This window comes from Bradyrhizobium sp. AUGA SZCCT0160, from assembly GCF_018130105.1.
In the GTDB taxonomy this organism is placed as follows: Bacteria; Pseudomonadota; Alphaproteobacteria; order Rhizobiales; family Xanthobacteraceae; genus Bradyrhizobium.
In genome coordinates, this window is the sequence record NZ_JAFCMD010000002.1 from 78,557 (window position 1) to 101,703 (window position 23,147).

19 protein-coding genes and 1 tRNA gene are annotated in these 23,147 nt (G+C 62.1%); 15 read left to right on the plus strand and 5 right to left on the minus strand.

From position 1 onward, the window contains the following. Positions 1 to 225 precede the first annotated feature (225 nt). On the plus strand, positions 226 to 1,188 hold the full coding sequence (locus JQ558_RS03960) for an alpha/beta fold hydrolase (RefSeq protein WP_212292948.1): 963 nt from the start codon (positions 226 to 228) through the stop codon (positions 1,186 to 1,188). Positions 1,189 to 1,330: 142 nt separating this feature from the next. Here JQ558_RS03960 and JQ558_RS03965 read toward each other — a convergent pair whose 3' ends face one another. Next, entirely contained in the window at positions 1,331 to 1,723 is a 393-nt protein-coding gene (locus JQ558_RS03965; RefSeq protein WP_212209604.1) for a cytochrome c family protein, read from the minus strand. A 231-nt stretch (positions 1,724 to 1,954) separates the two neighbouring features. Between JQ558_RS03965 and JQ558_RS03970 the strand changes: the two genes are divergently transcribed. From JQ558_RS03970 to glcF, 3 genes are read left to right on the plus strand one after another with little or no spacing between them, the layout of a single operon-like run. Then, a complete protein-coding gene (locus JQ558_RS03970) occupies positions 1,955 to 3,448 on the plus strand; it encodes an FAD-linked oxidase C-terminal domain-containing protein (protein ID WP_212209605.1) in 1,494 nt (497 codons plus the stop codon). 11 nt (positions 3,449 to 3,459) lie between these two features. Next, positions 3,460 to 4,698 carry an FAD-binding protein gene (locus JQ558_RS03975; RefSeq protein ID WP_212292949.1) on the plus strand — a complete coding sequence of 413 codons (1,239 nt, stop codon included), beginning with the start codon at positions 3,460 to 3,462 and terminating at the stop codon, positions 4,696 to 4,698. After that, positions 4,695 to 6,041 (plus strand): glycolate oxidase subunit GlcF, encoded by a 1,347-nt coding sequence (gene glcF, locus JQ558_RS03980; protein WP_212292950.1) that lies wholly within the window; start codon positions 4,695 to 4,697, stop codon positions 6,039 to 6,041. Before JQ558_RS03975 ends, glcF begins: the two co-directional genes overlap by 4 nt. Here glcF and JQ558_RS03985 read toward each other — a convergent pair. Then, on the minus strand, positions 6,038 to 6,484 hold the full coding sequence (locus tag JQ558_RS03985) for a hypothetical protein (protein ID WP_212209608.1): 447 nt from the start codon (positions 6,482 to 6,484) through the stop codon (positions 6,038 to 6,040). The genes glcF and JQ558_RS03985 overlap by 4 nt on opposite strands. A 424-nt stretch (positions 6,485 to 6,908) precedes the next feature. Here JQ558_RS03985 and JQ558_RS03990 point away from each other — a divergent pair, with 424 nt between their 5' ends. Beyond that, entirely contained in the window at positions 6,909 to 7,922 is a 1,014-nt protein-coding gene (locus JQ558_RS03990; RefSeq protein WP_212209609.1) for a TorF family putative porin, read from the plus strand. Positions 7,923 to 8,021: 99 nt separating this feature from the next. Here the strand turns inward: JQ558_RS03990 and JQ558_RS03995 are convergent, their stop codons facing one another. Further along, positions 8,022 to 9,767, minus strand: a complete 1,746-nt coding sequence (locus tag JQ558_RS03995) for an ABC transporter ATP-binding protein/permease (RefSeq protein WP_212292951.1) — start codon at positions 9,765 to 9,767, stop codon at positions 8,022 to 8,024. A 297-nt stretch (positions 9,768 to 10,064) separates the two neighbouring features. Here JQ558_RS03995 and JQ558_RS04000 point away from each other — a divergent pair, with 297 nt between their 5' ends. The 3 genes from JQ558_RS04000 (at position 10,065) to tcmP (ending at position 13,878) form a co-directional block, all read left to right on the plus strand. Beyond that, positions 10,065 to 11,729 (plus strand): L-lactate permease, encoded by a 1,665-nt coding sequence (locus JQ558_RS04000; protein WP_212292952.1) that lies wholly within the window; start codon positions 10,065 to 10,067, stop codon positions 11,727 to 11,729. A gap of 905 nt (positions 11,730 to 12,634) precedes the next feature. Further along, positions 12,635 to 12,711: transfer RNA gene (locus JQ558_RS04005), tRNA-His, on the plus strand. Between the two features lie 228 nt (positions 12,712 to 12,939). Further along, positions 12,940 to 13,878, plus strand: coding sequence for a three-Cys-motif partner protein TcmP (gene tcmP / locus JQ558_RS04010; protein ID WP_212292953.1), 939 nt, complete (start codon positions 12,940 to 12,942; stop codon positions 13,876 to 13,878). Here the strand turns inward: tcmP and JQ558_RS04015 are convergent. Both JQ558_RS04015 and JQ558_RS04020 read right to left on the minus strand, forming a co-directional pair. Further along, positions 13,829 to 14,587 carry a DUF5131 family protein gene (locus JQ558_RS04015; RefSeq protein ID WP_212292954.1) on the minus strand — a complete coding sequence of 253 codons (759 nt, stop codon included), beginning with the start codon at positions 14,585 to 14,587 and terminating at the stop codon, positions 13,829 to 13,831. The two genes, tcmP and JQ558_RS04015, sit on opposite strands and share 50 nt — an antisense overlap. Positions 14,588 to 14,640: 53 nt before the next feature. Continuing rightward, positions 14,641 to 15,027, minus strand: coding sequence for a hypothetical protein (locus JQ558_RS04020; protein WP_249142338.1), 387 nt, complete (start codon positions 15,025 to 15,027; stop codon positions 14,641 to 14,643). 158 nt (positions 15,028 to 15,185) lie between these two features. Between JQ558_RS04020 and JQ558_RS04025 the strand changes: the two genes are divergently transcribed. From JQ558_RS04025 to JQ558_RS04055, 7 genes are all read left to right on the plus strand, one after another. Then, positions 15,186 to 15,566 carry a hypothetical protein gene (locus JQ558_RS04025; RefSeq protein ID WP_212292956.1) on the plus strand — a complete coding sequence of 127 codons (381 nt, stop codon included), beginning with the start codon at positions 15,186 to 15,188 and terminating at the stop codon, positions 15,564 to 15,566. Continuing rightward, positions 15,556 to 15,762 carry a hypothetical protein gene (locus JQ558_RS04030; protein WP_212292957.1) on the plus strand — a complete coding sequence of 69 codons (207 nt, stop codon included), beginning with the start codon at positions 15,556 to 15,558 and terminating at the stop codon, positions 15,760 to 15,762. Before JQ558_RS04025 ends, JQ558_RS04030 begins: the two co-directional genes overlap by 11 nt. A 1,148-nt stretch (positions 15,763 to 16,910) precedes the next feature. Further along, the gene (locus tag JQ558_RS04035; protein ID WP_212292958.1) at positions 16,911 to 17,147 is read left to right on the plus strand and encodes a hypothetical protein; all 237 of its coding nucleotides are present in this window, start codon (positions 16,911 to 16,913) and stop codon (positions 17,145 to 17,147) included. Positions 17,148 to 17,149: 2 nt separating this feature from the next. Then, positions 17,150 to 17,512 (plus strand): hypothetical protein, encoded by a 363-nt coding sequence (locus JQ558_RS04040; protein WP_312014957.1) that lies wholly within the window; start codon positions 17,150 to 17,152, stop codon positions 17,510 to 17,512. A gap of 210 nt (positions 17,513 to 17,722) precedes the next feature. Beyond that, the gene (locus JQ558_RS04045) at positions 17,723 to 18,226 is read left to right on the plus strand and encodes a hypothetical protein (RefSeq protein ID WP_212292960.1); all 504 of its coding nucleotides are present in this window, start codon (positions 17,723 to 17,725) and stop codon (positions 18,224 to 18,226) included. Between the two features lie 74 nt (positions 18,227 to 18,300). Continuing rightward, positions 18,301 to 19,986: an efflux RND transporter periplasmic adaptor subunit gene (locus JQ558_RS04050; protein WP_212292961.1), complete on the plus strand. Its 1,686-nt coding sequence runs from the start codon at positions 18,301 to 18,303 to the stop codon at positions 19,984 to 19,986. Between the two features lie 12 nt (positions 19,987 to 19,998). After that, entirely contained in the window at positions 19,999 to 23,133 is a 3,135-nt protein-coding gene (locus JQ558_RS04055) for an efflux RND transporter permease subunit (protein ID WP_212292962.1), read from the plus strand. Positions 23,134 to 23,147 lie beyond the last annotated feature (14 nt).

Below are 23,147 nucleotides of genomic sequence, written 5' to 3' on the forward strand. Positions count from 1 at the left end.
TCGCCTGCGTTCCTGTGAATTTTGGGTACAAGTTTCAGGTTTCGGCCACACCTCGATCAAACACGTCGACACATGGCGAAAGTGTTAGCGTGACTGTATAAAAAGCCCAGTGACGGCAGTATGACCCCGCTATCCACAGGGTTGGGCGGACTGTGGAGAACTCCCGAAACCCGCACCCATTCCGGTCGTATCTCGTTGGTGCCAAAGATCATTCGGACATTTTCGATGGTGATAGCGATCGTTGTGGCGGCGCTGGTGATCCTGGCGTTTGTCACGCAGGGCGGGGTGTGGCTGACGCAGCGGGCCCATCCCGCCCAGGGCAGGATGGTCGAGGTTGCCGGCGCGACTCTTCACATTGTCGATATCGGCCCGCGCGATTCGGCCAGCCTTCCGATCGTGATGCTGCATGGCGCCAGTTCAAACCTCGAGGTGATGCGCCAGCCGGTGGGTGAGCGGCTTGCGAAGAGCCATCGCGTCATCCTGATCGATCGTCCCGGCCACGGCTGGAGCACGCGCGCCAATCTTGAGGATTCAACGCCCGACATTCAGGGACGGATGATTGACGAGGCGCTGGCCAAGCTCGGCATCGGGCGTGCGATCTTGGTGGTGCATTCCTGGGCGGGCGCGCTCGGCGCGCGCATGGCGCTGGATTATCCGGAGCGCGTCGCCGGCATGGTGATGCTGGCGCCGGTGGCCTATCCGTGGCCGGGCGGCGTCGGACGCTACAACAAGATCGTCGCGACGCCCGTGATCGGCCCGTTGCTGGCCTATACGATTACGCTGCCGCTGGGCAAACTCCTCATCAGTTCTGGCGTCCGCGGTGTGTTTTTGCCGCAACCGGTCCCGGATGGATATGTCGAAAACACCGCAAGCTCGCTATTGCTGCGTCCGCGCGAGTTTCTCGCCAATGCGCGCGATCTGGTGACGCTGAAGGCGGCCGTCGCCGAGCAGGCGCCGCGCTATGCCAGTATCAAGGCGCCGATCACGATCGTCACCGGCGATATCGACAAGACGGTGTCGACCAACATCCATTCGCGGCCGCTGGCGGCGACCGCCCCGAACGTCAAATTGATCGTGCTGCCCGGCCTCGGTCACATGGTGCAGAACGCGGTGCCTGACCTCGTGATCTCCGAGATCGAAGCCATGATAGGCAAAATGGCCCAGAACACCGCGGCCGCAGCGAATTAAAGCGTTTGTGAGCGAGCATGCCCCTGGGAGCTGATCCGGGGGCGGATAGCGGTTGCGTCAAGAACGCGTCAAACCAGAAGCCGGAGCTTCGGCTCTGCTTTAGTCAGAACCGAAGCTCTGGAATCGCGATATTCGACAGCCGCTACTTGGTCTTGCCGTCCTTATCGTATTGCGCGAGGAACGCCCAGAGGTCGCCCGCCTCTTTCTCGTTCTTGATGCCGGCGAACACCATCTTGGTGCCGGGAATCTTCGCCTTCGGCTCCTTGATGTATTCGAGGAACACATCCTTGCTCCAGGTGATGCCGGAATTCTTGTTGGCCTCCGAATAGGAGTAGCCTGCCGTGGTGCCGGACTTGCGGCCCTCGAGCCCGTTCAGCTCCGGCCCGACCTTGTTCTTGGCGCCTTCGCCGATCGCATGGCAGGCCATGCATTTGTTGAACGAGGATTTGCCGGCAGTGACGTCCTGCGCCAGCGCGCCCGACACGGCCATCAATGAGGTGACAACAACCAGCGTACCCAAGATCGGTGTTTTCATGTGGTGCTCTTCGTCTCTTTCCCTAGGGGTCGATTGCTTTTGGCAGGCTCGTTCCGATTGGACAAGCCACGAAACTTTGACAGGTTCCGGCCTCGCAGGCTTGCCCGAGAGCGAACTCACGATTTGGGGGGAAGGCAATCCGACATTGGTGTGGTGGCCTACCCAAATGCGCCCAGACGTGCTTGATTTACCGCGACAAATCGATAACGCGCTAGGCCCTGGAGGAAACGCATGGCCATTATGATGCCGGCTTCCGATCAGGCCGTTCTGGATCGCCGCGACGCCATTGTGGCCGCCTTGCGGGGGATCGTGCCGGGTGAGGGCGTGATCGACAGCGCAGCCGAGATGCTGCCTTACGAGTCCGACGGCCTGATGGCCTATCGGCAGCCGCCGATGGTCGTGGTGTTGCCCGACACGACAGAGCAGGTCTCCAAGGTCCTGAAATATTGCTGCGAGCAGGGCATCAAGGTGGTGCCGCGCGGCTCGGGCACCTCGCTGTCCGGCGGCGCGCTGCCGCTGGCCGATGGCGTGCTGCTCGGTCTTGGCAAATTCAAGCGGATCCGCGAGATCGATTTCGACAACCGTGTGGTGGTGACCGAACCCGGCGTGACCAATCTCGCCATCAGCCAGGCGGTGGCGCATGCCGGGTTCTATTACGCGCCCGATCCCTCGTCGCAGATTGCCTGCTCGATCGGCGGCAATGTCGCGGAAAATTCCGGCGGCGTGCATTGCCTGAAATACGGCATGACCACCAACAATGTGCTGGGCTGCGAAATCGTGCTGATGTCAGGGGAAATCCTGCGTATCGGCGGCAAGTCGGCCGAGAACGCAGGCTACGACCTGATGGGGATCATCACCGGCTCCGAGGGCCTGCTTGGCGTCATCACCGAGATCACGGTGCGGATCCTGCAGAAGCCGGAAACCGCCCGCGCGCTGATGGTCGGCTTCGCCGAGGTCGAGGCCGCCGGTGAATGCGTGGCCCGCATCATCGGTGCCGGCATCATCCCGGGCGGCATGGAGATGATGGATAAACCGGCGATCCACGCCGCCGAAGCCTTCGTCCATGCCGGCTACCCGCTCGATGTCGAGGCGCTCCTGATCATCGAACTCGATGGTCCCGGCGTCGAAGTCGATGAACTGATCGGCCGCGTCGAGACCATCGCCAAAGGCTGCGGCTCCACCACGCTGCAGATTTCCACGTCGGAAGCCGAGCGCAACCTGTTCTGGGCCGGCCGCAAGGCGGCGTTTCCGGCGGTGGGCCGGATTTCCCCTGATTACCTCTGCATGGACGGTACCATTCCACGCGGCGCGCTGCCGAAGGCCCTGGCCCGCATCCGCGACCTCTCGGCCAAATACGACCTGCGCGTCGCCAACGTGTTTCATGCCGGCGACGGCAATCTGCATCCCTTGATCCTCTATGATGCCAACCAGCCCGGCGAGATGGAGCGGGCCGAGGCGTTCGGCGCCGACATCCTGCGCTGCTGCGTCGAACTCGGCGGCGTGCTCACCGGCGAGCACGGCGTCGGCATCGAGAAACGCGACCTGATGCCGGAAATGTTCAGCGAGATCGACCTCAACCAGCAGCAGCGGCTGAAATGCGCGTTCGATGCCCAAGGCCTGCTCAATCCCGGCAAGGTGTTTCCGACCCTGCACCGCTGCGCCGAACTCGGCCGCGTGCACGTGCACGGCGGCCGGCTGGCATTCCCCGAACTTCCCCGATTTTGAAGCAGGCGCAAGTGGACACCCCAAGAGTACGAGACGCCAAGGACGTCGAGCAGGTGGTGCGGGCGGCGATCGCCAGCGAGCAGCCGCTGGAGATCATCGGCCATGGCTCCCGGCGCCTGGTCGGCCAGCCGATGGCGACCAACGCCGTGCTCGAACTGTCGGCGCTGAATGCAGTCACGGCGTATGAGCCGAACGAGCTGATCATCACGGTGCAGGCGGGCGCGCCGCTTGCCGATGTGCTGTCGCTGATCGACTCTAAGAACCAGCAATTCGCGTTCGAGCCGATGGACACGTCGGCGCTGCTCGGCGTCTCCGGCGCCGGCACCATCGGCGGCATGATCGGCGCAGGCCTTGCCGGCCCGCGCCGCATCAGGGCCGGCGGCGCCCGCGATCATCTGTTGGGGGCGCATGCGGTGTCCGGCTTCGGCGACAGTTTCAAAACCGGGGGTAAGGTGGTGAAGAACGTCACCGGTTACGATCTCTGCAAATTGCTGGCGGGGTCGTGGGGGACGCTGGCGGTCATGACGGAAGTGACGTTGAAGGTGATGCCGAAACCCGAAAGCGAACGCACGCTGGTGCTGCGCGGGCTCGACGATGTCACCGCCAACCGGGCGATGACAGCGGCGCTAGGCTCGCCCTACGACGTGTCGGGTGCGGCGCATCTGCCGCATCAGGCGTTCCGGTCCGCGGCCGGCGGCTTGGCCGGGCTCGGAGCGCCGGGGCAGGCGACGACGCTGCTGCGGCTCGAAGGCATCGCGGCTTCCGCCGCCGACCGCGCCGGCTCGCTCGGCAAGACGCTGGCGCCGTTCGGCACCGTGGAGGTCCTGCAAGACGCTGTTTCGGCCGCGATCTGGAGTTCGATCCGCGATGTCCTGCCGTTTGCCGCCCAAGGCGCGCTGGGGGCGTGGCCGGTGTGGCGGATCGTGTGTCCGCCGGCGTCCGGCGGCGCGCTCGGGCAGCAGCTTTCGCGCGACACCGGCGGCGACGTGATCTACGATTGGGGCGGCGGGCTGATCTGGGCGGCGTTGCCGCCCAGGCCGGACGCGCACGCGGCGCTGCTGCGGGCGCGCGTCGATGCCGCCGGCGGTCATGCGATGCTGGTCCGGGCGTCCGAACTGGTGCGGCGCAATGTCGACGTGTTCCATCCGCAATCCGGCGGCGTGGCCGCCTTGAGCGAGCGCGTCCGGGCGAGCTTCGATCCCAAGAACATCCTCAACCGGGGCCGCTTGCTGCGGGCGGTCGCGACATGAAAACCGAATTCTCTCTCGCCCAACTGGCCGATCCTGACATCGCTGAAGCCGACAAGATCCTGCGCGCCTGCGTGCATTGCGGGTTCTGCACGGCGACTTGTCCGACTTACGTGCTGCTCGGCGACGAACTCGATAGCCCGCGTGGCCGGATCTATCTCATCAAGGAGATGCTGGAGAAGGACCGCCCGCCGACCAAGGAGGTGGTCAAGCATATCGACCGCTGCCTGTCCTGCCTCGCCTGCATGACGACCTGCCCATCGGGCGTGAACTACATGCACCTGGTCGATCAGGCGCGGGTCAGGATCGAGCGGGATTATTCCAGACCGCTGGGCGAGCGGGTCTTGCGCGCGGTGCTGGCCTTTGTGCTGCCGCGGCCGGGTCTGTTCCGCGCCAGCATGATCATGGCGCGGCTGGGCCGGCCGTTCGCTGGCCTGTTGCCGACACCGAAGACCGCATCGGCGACGCCCACCCTGCTGCGGCGGATCAAGGCGATGCTGGCGCTCGCGCCCGGCAGCCTCCCGGCGCCGGGGCCTGCCGCCGGCAGTGTTTTCCCGGCCGTTGGCGACAAGCGGGGGCGGGTGGCGCTGCTGCAGGGCTGTGCCCAGCAGGTGCTGGCGCCGCGCATCAACCAGGCCGCCATCAATCTCCTGACGCGCCACGGCATCGAGGTGGTGCTGGTCAGGGACGAACAATGCTGCGGCGCGCTCACCCATCACCTCGGGCAGGACGGCGACGCACTGGCGCGCGCCCGCGCCAACATCACGGTCTGGCAGCGCGAAGCGGAACAAGGTGGCCTCGACGCCATCCTGGTGACGGCGTCGGGCTGCGGCACGGTCATCAAGGACTATGGTTTCATGCTGCGCGAGGACCGTGAGTTCGCCGGCCCCGCTGCACGAATATCCGCGCTGACAAAGGATATCACCGAGTATCTCGCCGGCATCGATCTGCATCCATCGAGCCAGCAAGGCGACGTCACCATCGCCTATCACTCGGCTTGTTCGCTGCAGCACGGACAGAAAATCACGCACGCGCCGAAAGAATTGCTTTCCAAGAATGGATTCGTGGTGAAAGATGTACCCGAGAGCCATTTGTGTTGCGGTTCGGCGGGGACCTACAACATTCTCCAGCCTGACATTGCGAGCAGATTGCGCGATCGCAAGATCGCCAATATTGCGACAGTCAAACCGGACATGATCGCTGCGGGCAATATTGGGTGCATGGTGCAGATTGCCGGCGGTACGTCAGTTCCTGTGGTGCACACGATTGAGCTTCTCGATTGGGCGACAGGAGGTCGAAAACCCGAATTGAAGGGGTCTGGACTGACAAGGCCAGCATTGAACTAATCGATCGGCCGACTATTCGAGCGCTCGACTGACACGACCAGCGGCAACAGGAGGACCACGATGGCTAAAGCGAAGAAGAGCAAGAAAAGCAAGAAGGCTAAAAAGGCCAAGAAGGCGGTAGCGGCGAAGAAGAAATCTGCGAAGAAGTCGTCGAAGAAGGCCGCCAAGAAGTCGGCAAAGAAATCGGCCAAGAAGGCTTCGAAGAAGAGCGCAAAGAAATCCGCCAAGAAGGCAGCGCCGAAGAAGGCCGCCAAGAAATCCGCCAAGAAAGCTGTGGCGAAGAGCCCGGCGAAGAAAAAGAAAGCCGCCGCCAAGCCTGCCGCGCCGAAGGCGGCAGCCCCGGTGGCGGCTCCGGCGCCAGAGCCCGAAGCTGCGCCCGCTCCGAGCTGGGCAACACCGAGTTCGGAGGCATCGACCCCGTCATGGGGCTCCGGCTCGTCCAATGGCGGCGATCAGCACTAGGTCGTCCGCGGCCCGTCAAGGTCGATTAATCGGAAAGCCGCAGCGTCCACCGCTGCGGCTTTTTTCTTGAGGCCGGCCGGCGGATCGATTTCACCACGGATTTCTACGGAGGCTGTTGATTCGGCCGCTGTTCAGGCAAGCGGGAGCTGATCCCCTTGTTTTGCCGGTTCCAGATGTCGTCTGACCGGCACGAAGGCCGCCAAACTTGTTGTGGGAATGCAACACCCGCAGACAACATTTTCCGAAACAGGCAGAACGCCTAAAAAGGCGGCAGATGATTGTCTTTTTTGCTTCACGCCCATGACAGCACGTCCCAGATTGCCGTTGAGTTTGGTTGCAGTCGGTTATCGCTTGCCCTGGGGGGCCACCGGAACGGGACTGTTCTAGAAGGTGATGGGGATCGTCATGAAGAAACTGGCTTTGTTAGCAACGGCGCTGGCAATGGTATCGGGTTCGGCCCTCGCGGCGGACTTGCGGGTCAAGGCGGTGAAGGCCCCGCCGCCTGTCGCGTTCGATCCCTGGGATATCGCCTTCGGCGCCGGCATCACCAACGATTACATCTTCCGCGGTATCACCCAGTCCAACCACAAGCCGTCGGTCAACGCCTATTTCGAGCCGCGCTACAACGTCACCAAGGACTTCCAGCTGTACGTCGGCCTGGCCGCTGCGAGCATCTCGTTCCCCAACCGTGCAGCCGCTGAAGTCGACGCCTACGGCGGTGCCCGCCTGACGGTTGGCGCATTTGCCTTCGATGTCGGCGCCTGGGGCTACCTCTATCCGGGTGGAACCTGCCAATATGGCGGCGGCGCTGTCACCGATTTCGCCGGCGTTCCGCTCAGCGCCGAATGCCAGGCGAACACCCTGCTCAATCTCAACGTGCTCAAGAAGGACGTCAGCTTCTTCGAGATCTACGGCAAGGTGAACTACACCTTCAACGACAACTTCTCGCTGGGCGGCACCGCCTATTATACGCCGAGCTTCCTCAACAGCGGCGCCGAAGGCACCTATGCTTCGATCGTCGGCAAGGCGATCGCGCCGAGCGCCTGGTTCGGCGCCAGCGGCCTTGGCATGTACGTGTCGGGTGAGTTCGGCCGCCAGTGGCTGGGCACCTCGGACTCGTTCTACGGGACCGCGGTATTCCCGAACGGCATCAACTACGCCGACTACAACACCTGGAATATCGGCGTCGGCTTCACCTACAAGGTGTTCACGCTGGACTTCCGTTACTCCGACACCAACCTGTCGAAGGGCGATTGCAACGCTTTCACCAGCGACTTCACCGCTCGCGGCGAAATCAATGCCTTTACCGGAACCAACGTCACTGCGATCAATCCGTCCGGCGTGGGTTCGAACTGGTGCGGCGCAGCCGGCATCGTCAAGCTCTCGGCTGACCTGACCGCGCTGACCAACCTGAAGTAATATCTTCTTCGCGAAGATCTGGGGGCGGCAGAGCAATCTGCCGCCCCTTTGCTTTTGGGACGGCGCTGGTTGTAGGGGCTGCAACAGCTTCTCTCAGGCTTACGCCGGCTGGGCGCTGACCGTTTCCCGCAGCGTGAACTGGTCGCCGTCGCGGACCATGGCGACGTGGCGCTGGTGGAAGGCCTCGAGCGTCGAACGGTGGCCGATCGAGACGATGGTGGTTTGCGGCAGTTTCGAGCCAAGCAAATTGTAGAGCGCGGCTTCCGAGGGTTCGTCGAGCGAGGCGGTCGCCTCGTCGAGGAACAGATACTGCGGCGCGTGCAACAGCGCGCGCGCCACCCCGAGGCGCTGCTGCTCGCCAAGCGAGAGCATCCGGTTCCAGTGCGATTGCTCCTCCAGCCGCCCGGCAAGCTTGGGCAGGCCGACCTGGGTGAGCGCTTCCCTGACCCGATCGGCGCTGAAGGTTTCGGTTGCGCCGGGATAGGCGATGGCCCCATGCAGCGATCCGATCGGAAAGTAGGGCCGCTGCGGCAGCATCATGACGGACGCGCCGGCGGGGATGGCGATCGAGCCGCTGCCGAACGGCCAGATGCCGGCGATGGCCCGGAACAGGGTCGACTTGCCGGAGCCCGACGGGCCAGTGAGCAGCGTACGTTCGCCGCCGCGAAGGCTTAAAGCATCGGCCGAGACCAGCGGCGTGCCATTGGGTAGGCGCAGCGTGAGCTCGCGCAGGTCGATCGCCGTGCCGCCCTGAGATGCGACGACGTCGATCGATTCGCTCGATTTCTCCAGCGCCGTGGCGCTCGCGATGGCTGCTTCAAAGCCGTCGAGGCGTGCCATGATGGCGCGCCAGTCGGCCAGCGTGCGGTAGATCGTGACGAAGATCGACAGCGCCGACTGCACGCTGCCGAACGCGGACGCTGTCTGGGTCAAACCGCCAAGCTGGACCTTCTTTTCGAAGAAGGCCGGTGCCACCAGGATATAGGGAAAGATCACCGCGGCCTGCGAATAGCTCGCGGTGAACGTGGTCAGCCGCTTGGTCCGGCTCATGATGCCGTACCAGTTTTCGATCACATGGTGGAAGCGCGCCCAAAGCCCGAGGCGCTCCGCGCGCTCGCCCTGCAACAGCGCGATCTGCTCGGAGTTCTCCCGTGCCCGAACCAGGTTGAAGCGGAAATCGGCCTCGAATTGCTGCTGCTTGAAATCAAGCCGCACCAAAGGCGAGCCGATCCATTGCGTCAGCGCCGTGCCGAGGACGGCGTAGATCAGCGCGCCCCAGACCAGGTAGCCCGGGATGGCGTACTCCTTGCCGAACAGGTGCAAGGGGGCGGCTGCCGACAGCCCCCACAGGATGACGACGAAGGAAAGCAGCGTCACCACCGAATTCAAAAGGCTCAGCCCGATATCCAGCGTCCGCTCGACGAACAGCCTGACGTCGTCGGCAATGCGCTGGTCCGGATTGTCGGCGGCGTCACCCTGCAATTGCATGCGGTAGTGATTGGCGCCGTGCATCCATTCGCCGAGATAGTGCCGGGTCAGCCAGCGCCGCCAGCGAATCTGCAGCCATTGATTGAGGTAGAGCTGGTAGACGGCAAGCACGACGGCGCAACTCGCCAGCACGCAAAAGACGCCGATCTCCCTGACGAAGACGTCCCAATTGTATTCCTGCAGCGCGTTGAAGAAGCGATTCTGCCACTGGTTCACCAGAACGTCGATCGCGACCAGCGCCAGTTGGATCGTGATCACGGCAGCGAGCAGCGCGCGGCCGGCCCATTTGTCCTCGGAACGGAAATAGGGAGCGGCGATCCGCCATACGGTCGCGAGCGTCGAGCGGATATTCTTCACGGTGGTCTCCGGGAGCGGGCCTTAAAGGCCTGAAAGAATGGAAGAATTTGACGTTGGACTAAAGTCGTAGATTTCTCAGCCTGCGGCGACTTGTCGCGGCAGCTGGTCAGACCCTAGCATGGCTGTCACGGCGAGGGGCAGGGGACCTCTGGACTTCGCGAGGTTGTGAGCGGGTTTCGGCGAACTGCCGAACCAGCAGTCGATCTTGCGGATGAGAGCAACGTTTCCGCAGGCGCCAGGCACACCAGACCGTCCACACGGCCGGGTGCCCAATAATAATCCGGGGAGAATCCGAACATGTGGGATCAAGTCTACAATCCGCTCGGCAACGCGACCTTGTCGACGCTCGCCGCCGCCGTGCCGGTGGTCACGCTCCTGGTGCTGATCGCCAGCGGCAAGGTCAAGGCGCACATCGCGGCCATCATTGCGTTGATCGTCGCCAACATCGTCACCATTGCCATCTACCATATGCCCGCGGGCATGTCGGTCCGGGCATCGCTGCTCGGTGTGGTGGTCGGCTTCTTCCCGATTGGCTGGATCGTCCTCAATGTCATTTTCCTCTACCGCATTACGGTCGAGACCGGCCGCTTCGAATTGTTGAAGCGCGCCATCGGCGGCGTCACCAACGACCGTCGCCTGCAATTGCTCCTGATCGCGTTCGCCTTCGGCGCATTTTTCGAGGGCGCATCCGGTTTCGGCACGCCGGTCGCGATCACAGGCGCGGTTCTGATCGGGCTCGGCTTCTCGCCGCTGGCCGCCTCCGGCCTGTCGCTGATCGCCAACACCGCACCGGTTGCCTATGGCGCGCTGGGCACGCCGATCCAGGGCCTGGCCCAGGTCACCGGCCTCGATCCCTATGTCCTCGGCGCGATGGTCGGTCGGCAATTGCCGCTGTTCTCGCTGATCGTGCCGTTCTGGGTGGTGTGGGCCTTTGCCGGCTGGAAGGGCATGAAGGAAGTGTGGCCGGCTATCCTGGTCACCGGCGTCTCGTTCGCGATCCCGCAATTCGTGATCTCGAACTACATCAACCCCTGGATCGTCGACATCGGCGCTTCGCTGATTTCGATGGGATGCCTGATCCTGTTCCTGAAAGTGTGGCAGCCCAGGGAGCTCTGGTTGTCGCCCGCCTTGCGCGGCAAGGATGAATCGGCCGCGACCATGGCGACGCCGAAGCCGATGGACAGGACGCCGCTCACGCAAGGCGAATTGTGGAGCGCATTGCTGCCGTGGATCATCGTCTGCGTGGTGATGCTGATCTGGGGCAATGGCGGGTTCAAGAGCTGGGCGAACGCCAGCTTCGTCTGGAAATATCAGGTCCCCGAACTGCACAACCTGATCAACAAGGTGCCCCCGGTCGCCGCCAGGCCGACACCGGAAGCCGCGCTGTTCGACTTCACCTATCTGTCGTTCACCGGCACCGGCATGCTGATCGCCGCGATCATTTCCGGATTCCTGATGAGCTTCTCGCCGGTGAAGATGATTGCGGAATACGGCCGCACCATCAGATTGTGCGCGATTTCGCTGATCACGATCTCGGCGATGCTGGCGATCGGCACGCTGACGCGGCTGTCGGGCGTCGACGCCACGCTCGGCCTGGCCTTCGCCGCAACCGGCGTGCTCTATCCCTTCTTCGGCACCTTGCTCGGCTGGCTTGGCGTGGCGCTGACGGGATCGGACACCGCCTCCAACGTGCTGTTCGGCAATCTGCAAAAGATCACGTCCGAGCAGCTCGGCCTGTCGCCGATCCTGATGGCCGCCGCCAATTCCTCCGGCGGCGTGATGGGCAAGATGATCGACGCGCAATCGATCGTTGTCGCCTCGACGGCAACCAACTGGTACGGCCACGAAGGCTCGATCCTTCGCTATGTATTCCTGCATTCGATCGTGCTGGCCTGTCTGGTCGGCGGACTGGTGACATTGCAGGCCTACGTCTATCCGTTCACGTTGATGGTCCTGCAGTAGGGCGCAACTGAACATATGGAGAAGATGTCGTCCCGGCGAACGCCGGGACCCATAACCCCGGTCATCTGCTGTTGAGAAAAGCCCTCGACCATCGTGCACAACAATCTCTGCCGCGGAGTATGGGTCCCGGCTCAAGGCCGGGACGACGGCGGTGTTTTGTTGTTGCACCATTATCCAAAACGCACTCTCGCATTCTCGCGACGCATTGCGCCCGAGCTTTGCCAGAAACTTCCCGCCCTCCAATGAGAGGGCGCAGGGAAGACCGGGTGCGCGCTGCACCCGCGGTCCCGTGTGCGGTTTGCACTAAGTAGGCTGCACACGAGCATACAGGGCAGCGGAGAACACCCGGCCTTCCCTGCGCAATGGCTTTACGGCTTATGCCGCGCTCTCCCCGGAGACGAGTTCTGGTTGACTCCGTCGCCGCCGTTTCCGCTTGCGCTTCTCCGACAGCTTGACGCCTGCAACGGGCGCCAGGACCACACGGTTTTGCCGTACGCTTAATCCACGCCGTCGTCAGACGTGAACCAGCGTCCACCGCAACCCGCCGCGCGTTCGTGACGTGCGCACGCCCCTCTTGTCGGGCGGGACGCGACGATTCAAACCGCTGATTTGCCCGACGAGGGAAGCGGAATTTTGCCCGTCGGGTTAATTTGTCGCAGCCACTCTCGCTACGTCGTCATTGCCTGCGACAAACGCGAAGCGTTTGCGCAAGGGAGCGACAGCGACGAAGCAATCCATGCCTCCGCAAGTGGTGCCATGGATTGCTTCGCTTCGCTCGCAATGACGAAGCTGGATTGTCATTTTCGTCAGCCGATCCACTGTGTGCGCCAGCTCACATTCAGTCGATGGTGCCTGCTGTAGTAACAGATGGTCGAAGCAATCCTTCCAGGAGCTTCGCGAAGGATGCAGTTGTAGCTCAGTTGGTTAGAGCGCCTGTCTGTGGAACAGGAGGTCGGTGGTTCGAACCCACCCAACTGTACCACTTGAAATCTAAGAAGATTTTGTCGAAGCGAAGCTCTCAAATTCGAGGGCAAAAAAATCGATTTAGCAAATGTTCTAGCAAATGTGCGCCGGCCGTTGAATGCACCGAGCGCGTCTTATCCGGATGGACGCCAAGGGTGTAAAGTTCTCGCTTTGTGCTTGTGCTTGTTACCGGTCTGCAGTTGAATGTTGTTGGCGAGTCGCTTTCCGCGACCCGTGAGACACCACCATGACAGAGCATCAATTCGGCGGCGCTTGGACCGAGCTTAAGCTCGACGCGATCTGCTATTATTTGGAATGCTACACCAAGGCTCTGAGCCAGAAGAATTTTGATCTCTGGTACGTTGACGTATTCGCGGGCACCGGTGATCGCACCAACGAAAAACTCACCGGCGGACTGCTTGAGCGCCAACCGGTGCAATGGGTGACGGAAACGCTGCCGGGTTCCGCCAAACGAGCGATGAATATTCGGCCAGCTTTCAAGCACTTCATTTTCAATGAGAGCGACGATCAGCACAACAAGGCTCTGCACGCTCTTAAGGCCGCTAACCGGTCGCTCGACATCGAGATCATTGACCGCGATGCTAACGCCGCCATTGGGGAAATTTTTTCTCGGCAGGTCTGGCGACGCGGCGCCTCTGGTGGTGCTCGTGCGGCGGTGTTCCTTGATCCCTATGCACTGCAGGTCGATTGGGCGACCCTAGAACTCTTGGCAAAGACGCAGTGTGTGGATGTATGGTATCTATTTCCACTCCAGGACGTCACAAGCCAGCTTGCGAATAAGCTCAGCGGTGTCGGCCCAAAGCAGAAAAAACTGGATCAAGTGCTAAGTCCAGCATGGCGCGACCTTTACGAGCTTCCGCCGCCAACCAGCGATCTATTCGCGAAGACATTGTTCGACACGATGATCCCGGAATTCGCTGCTGACGAACGACGCAACGCAACCAAGGCGCAAATCGAAACTTGGTTCAAAGGTCGCATGGAAACTCTCTTCCCATACGTTTCCGAGCCGCTACCGCTCTTTACCAACATCAATCAGCAGAAATTCTCGTTGTTCTTGGCGGTGGCCAATCCGAGTGCACCGGCCATTGATCTCGCCAAGAAATTCCACCGGTACGTCATGAAAAACTATGGACCGAAGGCATCTCGTCGTATGTCTGCCCATTGAGCATCCGGCCGGCGGCCTTCTTGTTCTTGCCGCCCCACTGCTTGAAAAAGAACGCGGTGCCTGATCGCCGGCACATTGCTTCGATCTCGCTGACCCATTCGGGGTTCATCGGTCTTGCTCGTGGACCGCTTTCGCCGCCGACAATTGCCCAATCGATATCTGTGAGGTCTCCGGCCGCGACCGAGCCAATTAAAGGCTCTAAGGAAACAAACCGGATTGCGGCTGGCACTTTCCGAATATCATCGAGGCGCGATAGCACACGTCCATCCTCGACGCTGGTTCCCAGCCAGACGTTTGGCAAGATCTCAAACTCTGGCTGAGCCAGGATCGAGGCCATTCTATCCGGCCGCTTGGTCAGGATTTGATAAGTGTGCCTCGGGGTCGCTTTCATGGTCGCCCAAACCTTCGCGATAAAGTCGGGCGGCACGTCCGTGTGAAACAAATCGGACATTGAATTGACGAAGACCTTGCGGGGCTTTGACCAAGACTTCGGCACGTCGAGCGATTTGTGGTCGAGCCGTACCTTGCCCGTCCAAACTGACCTGCCGCCGCTCTTTCGCGTGAGCCCTTTGTATTTGGGCTGGCCCATTGCATCGAGCCGAGCGGCCATCCGCATGGCATAGCAATTTGTGCAGCCCGCAGTCAGCACCGTGCACCCCGCCACGGGGTTCCAAGTGGCGTCTGTCCATTCAATTGATGTTTCCGCCATGGAGGCTCCTTTTTCGCCAGAGAAACCATGACACCCGGAGGTTAATCAAGGCCTCATCGGTTCCAATCAGGCCAGCAGCCATCCTCTTCGTGCCGGCCGGTGCGGTTGGTGCAGGTCTGGTCGAGCAATCGCTGCCCGACATCTTTCCAGAGCGCTTGCTGCCCAAAGAGCCGGATCGCATCTGCCGTCTGGATTTCGACGATCCGAACGCAGCGCTGGCACTCGACGCGCAGGACATGCTGGCCAATGTCGGCGAGCCGGCAATGCTGGATCGCGGCCCTCGGCTTTCCGGCCGCGCGCGAATCGGTCAGCAAACTCGTCCATAGCTCGTCCGGGATCGGATCGGCTGGAGCCGGGCCAGGTGTCGCATCGGGCCGGACGGCCTGCCGGCGCTGCTCTGCGAGATCGGCCGCCTTCTCGATTTGCTTCCTTGAGAACATCCGCCATTCCGCCATGCGTCGATTGCCCATCCGGAATGAGAACATATCAAGAACAGATCAGTCAAGGTCGCCGAACAAACTTATTTAACGACAACTTGACATCTATTGGCTTAGAATACATGTCTTTGTCTTAGGTTAACTAAGGAGGAGAGGTTCTTATGCAAGTTACGACGCGCGGGTGGTCCCGAGATCATGGACCAAAGCCGGTCCTGTTCGCGAACTTGACCGCTCAGGAAGTTAACGAAGAAATCGAGAGCTTCGAAAAGGGGGAGACCTATTTCCAAATCTTCCGCCACGTCCAGCAGCTCTTCCGAGGCCGTCGGCGTGTGCACTTTACCGCGCGAATTTCGAGCCACGCTGAGCTGAATTTGAATGGGTCATATTTGGTGCAGCTCGAATTGAGCCGAGAAGAGATCGCTAGACTTTTTTATCTGACACACGGCGATGCCGAGTTGCCCGAACTCATAAAATTCTTTTCTGAGCTCCGAAGAGTGGAATTAGTCGGCGCTCCGCGGGAGGAGAAAGCCGATGGGAATTGAAAGACGCGGCGGTCATCATATTTTTTCATGCGACGTGTGCGATCATCGGCGCAGTGAAGAGATAGCTCAAAATTGGGACCTATCTCGGCTAGCCTTTGTCACAGCCGAAGAGGATGGTTGGCAATTTGAAAAATTGCGGGGCAAATGGGTCGCATTATGTCCTGTCCATGCCGACCAAGGAGAAAAGACCTTCTAATCTCCGGCGGATAGAAAGCTCGTCCAGCTCGATGTCTCGTCCGGGTGCTCCAAGATTGGCCGGCATCGCGATTGGCGCGCTGACGACTTGCTAATGCGGCCAGATAAGGGGAGCACCTGCCCCGCCGCTGAGGATAAAGCGACGGAGCAGGCTCCCCAGATGCCGGACCACCCACGCGCATCTGAAACTCGGCCTGCCATCGGCCGGGAAGGTCAGCGATGGCAGGCTCTGGCCTATCGCGCCGGTATGAATACCCGGGTGCACTGTTATTTCGTAGGGCACGACCTGCGCACTGCGCGCCCCCCGGATCGCTGTTGACGGCATTGATCCGGGATCACCCCCTCCCGTTGGTTGGTGCTCGGACGCGGGAGGATCGCTGGATCAATAGCTTTTGCCGGCCTCCGCTCCCGGCAGGACATTCGAGCCAAAATGTTCGATCAACTCCTTCTGCGTCATCGGCCTTTCGCCGGCCGGCGCATCGGCTCGCACACGCTCACTGTTCGAAGCTGGCTTTGCCGGTGCAGCTTTCTCGCGGGTGATCGTGATCCCGAGCACGGCGCGGGGGTCAGCATCTGGCCGTCGCAGCACGAAGGGACCTCAACCTCGCTCGCTGCCGACGGCGCAAGTGAGCAGCAGGGAATTGCACCGGGGTGCTGTCTAGTTGCGGCCTTCATTTTGTTCTGGCGATCGTCTTTCCCTTCATCACCGCGCGGACACCTGAACAACTGTTCAGAAATTTTCCATGAACAATGTGAATGACGTGCGCGTCAAACAGCCATGCACACGACTAGACACATTGACACGATCGACGACGAAGCGATTTCGGCGCGCGTCATTGTGGCGCATGCCGAGATGAATGTGCAGTTCGTGCCTGATTTGCGTTGCGAATTCGCTTGCAGGTCCACGCTTCAAGAAGAGGCGAGTGCACCTGCGTGTTTCAGCTCACGTTCAGCCGCCGGCGACGATCATAGGGTTCGAACTACGGAGCAGATCCCCTGCTACCACAACCCAAGGAGCTACCATGTCGTTTCGTAAAGCAATCCTCTCCGCGGTCGCTGCAACCGTCATCCTGGTCGCCGGCGTCTCCGCAAGCAGCGCGGGGCATTGGCGTCACCATCACGGCCATCATCACCACGGCCATCACCATCATGGTCATCACCATCATGGCCATCACTGGCATTGGCGCTGGCACCATGGCCATCATCATCATCATGGCCATCACCATCATCACCACGGCCATCACCACCACCACGGTCACCACCACCACTAACGACAAAAAGCCGGCCGACGCCGTCGGCCGGCTTACCAGCTCGGCTGGATCGCCGTTGATCCACGCTGCTCACGTACCTCTGACGCCTGTCGGCAGCCGAGCATCTGGAGAATGACAATGAAGAAGTTTCTGATGGTTGCTGCGCTCGTGTCTTCGTCCGCTTGCGCCTGGGCGCACGATCACCAGGGCACGAATGGCGGCAGGGTCGAGGATGCCGGCTCCTATCATGTCGAGCTGGTTTCGAAATCCGAAAAGGTCGATCTCTACATCAGCGATGCGAACCAGAAGCCGATCGCCGCAACCGGCTTCAAGGCCATCGGCATCTTTGTTGTGAATGGCAAGGCCCAACGCGTTGCAATGGAACCTGCCGGAAGCGCGCGGCTTTCCGGAACCGCCAGCGATGCGCTGACGGCGCAGCCGAAGGGGGTGGTGCAACTGACCTCACCCGATGGCAAAACCGTGCAAGCCAAATTCAACTGAAGTTGATGGGGTCCTGAACGGATGCGGACCGTAATAGTATTCAGTTTCGAGCGAATATACACCCTCTCCGGACCAGCGGCCCCGTTCATCAAAGTCTCGTGAACCGGTGCTGGCCTGAAGGCGACAGAAATATGAATGGCTCGCAGTACGCGTTAGCCATCTTTAACCTGACCTATGCAGGGCCGAGAGCCCTGTGATATTGTGAGCTTGATGAACGCGAACCCAAAGCTTTGGCAGTTTATTTGTACGGTGATCGTCCTGATCGCCGTTCAATTCGCGCCTGCCTTGGCCCGCGCCCATGCCGACCAGGCCCACCGCCTGCAGGGACATGTCCACGTTCATCCTCATGCGGTACCTCACGGCGCCCATGCGCCGGTGGCGCATCACCTCACCAAGGCTGCGTTCACCAAGGACGTCTTTGCCGAGGCTGCCTTCACCAACGAGGCTGCCTTCACCAAAGCCAACGGATCTATCCCGCACGAGCTTATCCTGACCGCAGGTCGACCGCCGGGCGCAGCGCCGATCGACGCGGACGGATGCGTGGACGGTTGTTGCGGGGCGGGCATGGGGTGCTGCGGCGGCGCCGCTTTGGTTGCAGCCTCGCAATGTTTGCCTCCTGCAGTTCATTCGCACCGACTTGATGTCACCGGTGCCGTGCTTGCTTCGGGCATAGAACCCGCAAGCCTGCGTAAACCCCCCCGAGCGTTCACCTGAGCAAAGATATCGCGGCGGCACGATGTGCCGGCCGCGCGAGCGAGAACACGCTTCTTCTCAGGTGAGTCATTCAGATGTCTTTTTTGTTCCGTGCCGCGCGGTGCGTGGCGGCTATGTCATTCCTGCTCATGGCAGGCCCGGTGCTGGCGCACGAAGGCCACGATCATGGCGCGCCCGCTCCGGCGCCGAGCGCCAGTCTCGCGCCGCGTGCCGAGACCGACTCGGATGTGCACGAACTGGTTGCGATTGCGCGCGAAGGCGTGCTCGTCATCTATCTCGACCGGTTCGCAACCAACGAGCCGGTGGATGGCGCCGAAATCGAAATCGAAACGCCCGCCGGGCCGCAGAAGGCCGCAGCCAGGCCGGGCGAGCCCTATCGCCTCGACGCGCCCTGGTCCAGCAAGCCGGGCGCTTACGACCTGATCTTCACGGTCGCGAAAGACGGCAATGTCGATGTGTTGCCCGCCCGGCTGGTGATTCCGGATCTTCCAGGGGCGAAGGCCGGACCGACATCGTGGCTCTCGACCTCCGCCATTGCGGGAGAGGTCGGCTATCACTTCAATCACGACGGCCCGGCGCTGTTCATCGCCATCCTGGCCGGGCTTGCTGCCGGGATCGGCGTCATGGCGCTGATCCGGCGGCGTCGCAGAGCGGCGGCAATGGTTCTCGTCGTCGCCGGCGCGTTCGTCCTGTCCAACAATTCATCGCGCTCCCATGACGGCCATGATCGCGCCGCTCCGGCAGCCGCGATGCAGTCGGTTCGCGACCTCGCACAGCGCCTGCCAGATGGCGGCGTGTTCGTGCCCAAGAGCACGCAACGCATTCTCGCCCTTCGTACCGTGATGACCGAATCCCGTGCGCACCCGCGCGCCATCGAGCTGCCGGGCCGGATCATTCCCGATCCGAACGCCAGCGGCTTCGTGCAGGCTTCGGTGGGCGGCCGCCTCTCAGCCCCGCCCGGCGGTTTTCCGAGACTGGGGACGCCGGTCAAGAAAGGCGATGTGCTCGCTTATGTCGACCCGCCGCTGCAGGCCATCGACGTGTCGGATATGCGCCAGCGCCAGGGCGAACTCGACCAGCAAATTTCCATCGTGGAGCGCCGGCTCGCCCGCTATGAAACGCTGGTGCCGAGCGGCGCCATTGCCCGCTCCCAGCTCGAAGACACGAGGTCGGAGCTGCAGGGCTTGAAAGACCGCCGCGGATCGCTCGACCGGGCGCGCCGTGAGCCCGAAGCGCTGCTGGCGCCAGTCGACGGCGTCGTCGCCGAAGGCACACCGGTGGCCGGACAGATCGCCCAGTCCAATGCGGTGATTTTCCACATCGTCGATCCGACCCGCCTGTGGGTCGAAGCCCGCAGTTTCGATCCGCTGGCCGGCGTTCGCAGCGCGACTGCGAATCTCGGGACCGATCGTACTTTCACACTGGTCTATCAGGGCTCCGGCTTTGCGGACCGCAATCAATCAATCCCGGTCCAGTTCGCCATTCAGGGCGACCATTCCGGCCTTCGCGCCGGGCAGTTCGTCACGGTGCTGGCCACCACCAATGAGGAAAAGGTCGGCCTTGCGGTGCCGCGGGCCAGTCTGGTGCGCAACGCCAACGGCCAGGAGGTGGTTTACGAACACGTCACGCCGGAGCGTTTCGAACAGCGGCCGGTACGGGTGGAGCCGCTCGACGGCGACCGCGTGCTCATCGCCACCGGCCTCGCCGGAGGCAAGCGCCTGGTCGTGCAGGGCGCCGAACTGCTCAACCAAGTGCGCTGAGGAGCCGGGCAGATGTTTCGCTTTCTCGTCACACAGTCGCTGCGCAACAGCCTCTTGGTCATAGCGGCTTCACTGGTCCTGGTGTTGCTCGGCATCTTCAGCGCTACCCGGCTGCCGGTGGACGTGTTTCCCGACCTGAACAAGCCGACGGTCACGATCATGACCGAGTCGGACGGGCTCGCGCCCCCAGAGGTCGAACAGCTCGTCAGCTTTCCGATCGAAACCCAGATGAACGGTGTTCCCGGCGTGACGCGGGTCCGCTCGGTTTCCGGCATCGGCCTTTCGATCGTCTATGTCGAATTCGACTGGGGTACCGATATCTATCGTAACCGGCAGCAGATCGGTGAGCGCCTCAATCTGATCCGGACCCAGTTGCCGCCAAATACCGTTCCGCAACTGGGACCGATCAACTCCATCATGGGGCAGGTGCTGCTGGTCGCGGTGACCAGCGACCGCGCTTCGGCGATGGAGGTTCGCGAGACAACCGACTTCGTGGTGCGGCCGCGGCTGCTCACCATCCCCGGCGTCGCACAGGTGATTCCGATGGGGGGCGAAGTCCGGCAATACCGGATCGCGCCCAATCCGCCGGCGCTGCGCAGCCTCGGCGTCACCTACGAGCAGGTCGAACTCGCCCTCAATCAGTTCGGCGTCAATACCGGCGGCGGATTTACCGATCAGCATGCCCGCGAATATCTGATCCGGAATATCGGGCGGACCACCAATCTGGACGACCTCCGCAACGTGGTGGTGGCGCAGGTCAATGGCGGGCCGGTCTATCTGAAGCAGGTGGCCACCGTCGAGTTTGCGCCCAAGGTCAAGCGCGGCGACGCCGGCTATATGGGCAAGCCGGCCGTCGTCGTCTCGGTCGAGAAGCAGCCCAACGTCGATACCATCCGGCTGACCCGCGAGATCGAGCAGGCCCTGAAGGAAATCACGGCGTCGCTGCCGACGGGCATGAAGGCCGACCAGATCATCTTCCGTCAGGCCAATTTCATCGAGACCTCGATCGGCAATGTCGAGCGTGTCCTGCTCGAGGCCGGCGCGGTCGTCGCCATCGTGCTGTTCCTGTTCCTGATGAACTGGCGGACCACGGCGATCTCGCTGGCTGCGATCCCGGTATCGATCCTGACCACCGCGGTCGTGTTCTATTTTGCCGGCCTGTCGATCAACACGATGACCCTTGGCGGCATCGCCATCGCCATCGGCGAGCTGGTCGATGACGCCGTCGTCGACGTCGAAAACATCTTCCGGCGGTTGCGCGAAAATCGCGCCCTGGAGCATCCGCGCTCCGCGTTCGATGTGGTCGTCTCGGCATCCCAGGAAGTGCGCTCCGGCATCGTCTATGCGACCGCCATCATCGTTCTGGTGTTCGTGCCGCTGTTTGCACTGTCGGGCATCGAAGGCCGGCTGTTTGCGCCGCTTGGTCAGGCCTACATCATCTCCATTCTCGCCAGCCTTGCGGTCTCCATCACCCTGACCCCGGTGATGGCGTATCACATGCTTCCGCATCTCAAGCGCCTCGATCATGGCGACAGCGCGCTGGTCGCGATGCTCAAACGCGCCAATGCGGCCTTGCTCGAACGGGTTTTCCACCATCAGCGCGCCCTGATGGTTGCCGCGCTCGCGGCGGTCGTGATGGCGGCGGCTTCCGCATTCTATCTTCCCCGCGCATTCCTGCCGCCCTTCAACGAGGGCACCTTCACCATCAACATGCTGTTCAATCCGGGAATCTCGCTCGCCGAGTCCCATCGCGTCGGGTTGATTGCCGAGCGCCTCATCCTTGAAGTGCCCGAGGTCAAGACCGTTGGCCGGCGAACCGGCCGGGCGGAGCTCGACGAGCATGCCGAAGGCGTCCATTCGTCGGACCTCGAGGTCAATCTCAAGCCAACGAAACGGCCAAAGACCGAAATCGTCGCGGATATAAGGGCGCGGCTCGCCGTGCTTCCCGCTGCGATCAACGTCGGCCAGCCGATTTCGCACCGGCTCGACCATCTGCTTTCGGGCGTTCGGGCCGAAATTGCGCTGAAAGTGTTCGGCGACGATCTGAACAGCCTGCGCGCGACCGCTGACATGTTGCGCGGCAAGCTTTCGGAGATTCCGGGTCTCACCGACCTGCAGGTCGAAAAGCAGGTGCTGATTCCGCAGCTGGAAATCCGCGTCGATTATGGTCGTGCCGCGCTCTATGGCGTGCAGCCGGCCGCCGTGATCCAGCAGCTCAGCCGGCTCTCGAACGGCCGCGTCATTTCACGGGTGGTGGACGGCTATCGCCGGTTCGACGTCACGATGCGGCTGCCGGACCGGCTTCGCACCACGCAAACCCTGGGCGACCTCTTGATCGAAACGCCGGCCGGATGGATCCCGGCGCGGCAGATCGCCGACGTCAAGGAGACCGAAGGCCCCAACCAGATCCTGCGCGAGAACGGCCGCCGCCGTGTGGTGGTGCTGGCGAACGCCGACGGGACGGCCGACATGACCGACATCATCGCGGCGATCCGCAAGGTGACCGCGTCGACCAGGCTTCCCGAAGGCTTCTACGTTCGGCTGGAGGGAACGTTCCAGGCCCAGGAGGAAGCAAGCCGGACCATCGGCGTGCTCTCGCTGCTGTCACTGTTGCTGGTGTTTGCCATTCTCTACAGCCGCTACCGCTCGGCCGTGCTTGCCTTCATCATCATGGGCAACGTCCCGCTGGCGCTGATCGGCTCGGTCGCGGCGCTCTGGCTGGCGGGCCAACCGCTCTCGGTTGCGTCGATGGTCGGATTTGTCACGCTGACCGGCATTGCGGTTCGCAACGGCATCCTGAAAATCAGCCACTACATCAACCTGGCGCTGAAGGAGGGAATGCCGTTCGGGCACGATCTCGTGGTTCGCGGCAGCGTCGAGCGGCTGACGCCGGTCCTGATGACGGCGATGTCGGCCGGTGTCGCGCTGGTGCCGCTGCTGATCGATGCGGCAACGCCCGGCAAGGAAATTCTCCATCCGGTGGCCGTGACGATTTTTGGCGGTCTCCTCAGCGCGACCCTGCTCGACACGCTGCTGACGCCCGTTCTGTTCCTTCGCTATGGCGAAGCGCCGCTGGAGCGGCTGCGAAGAGGCGCTGGCGGCAGTGCGGAGACGGCCGCGGCAAATTCAGCCGCCGAAGCTTTTTGACATCAACATCCGGA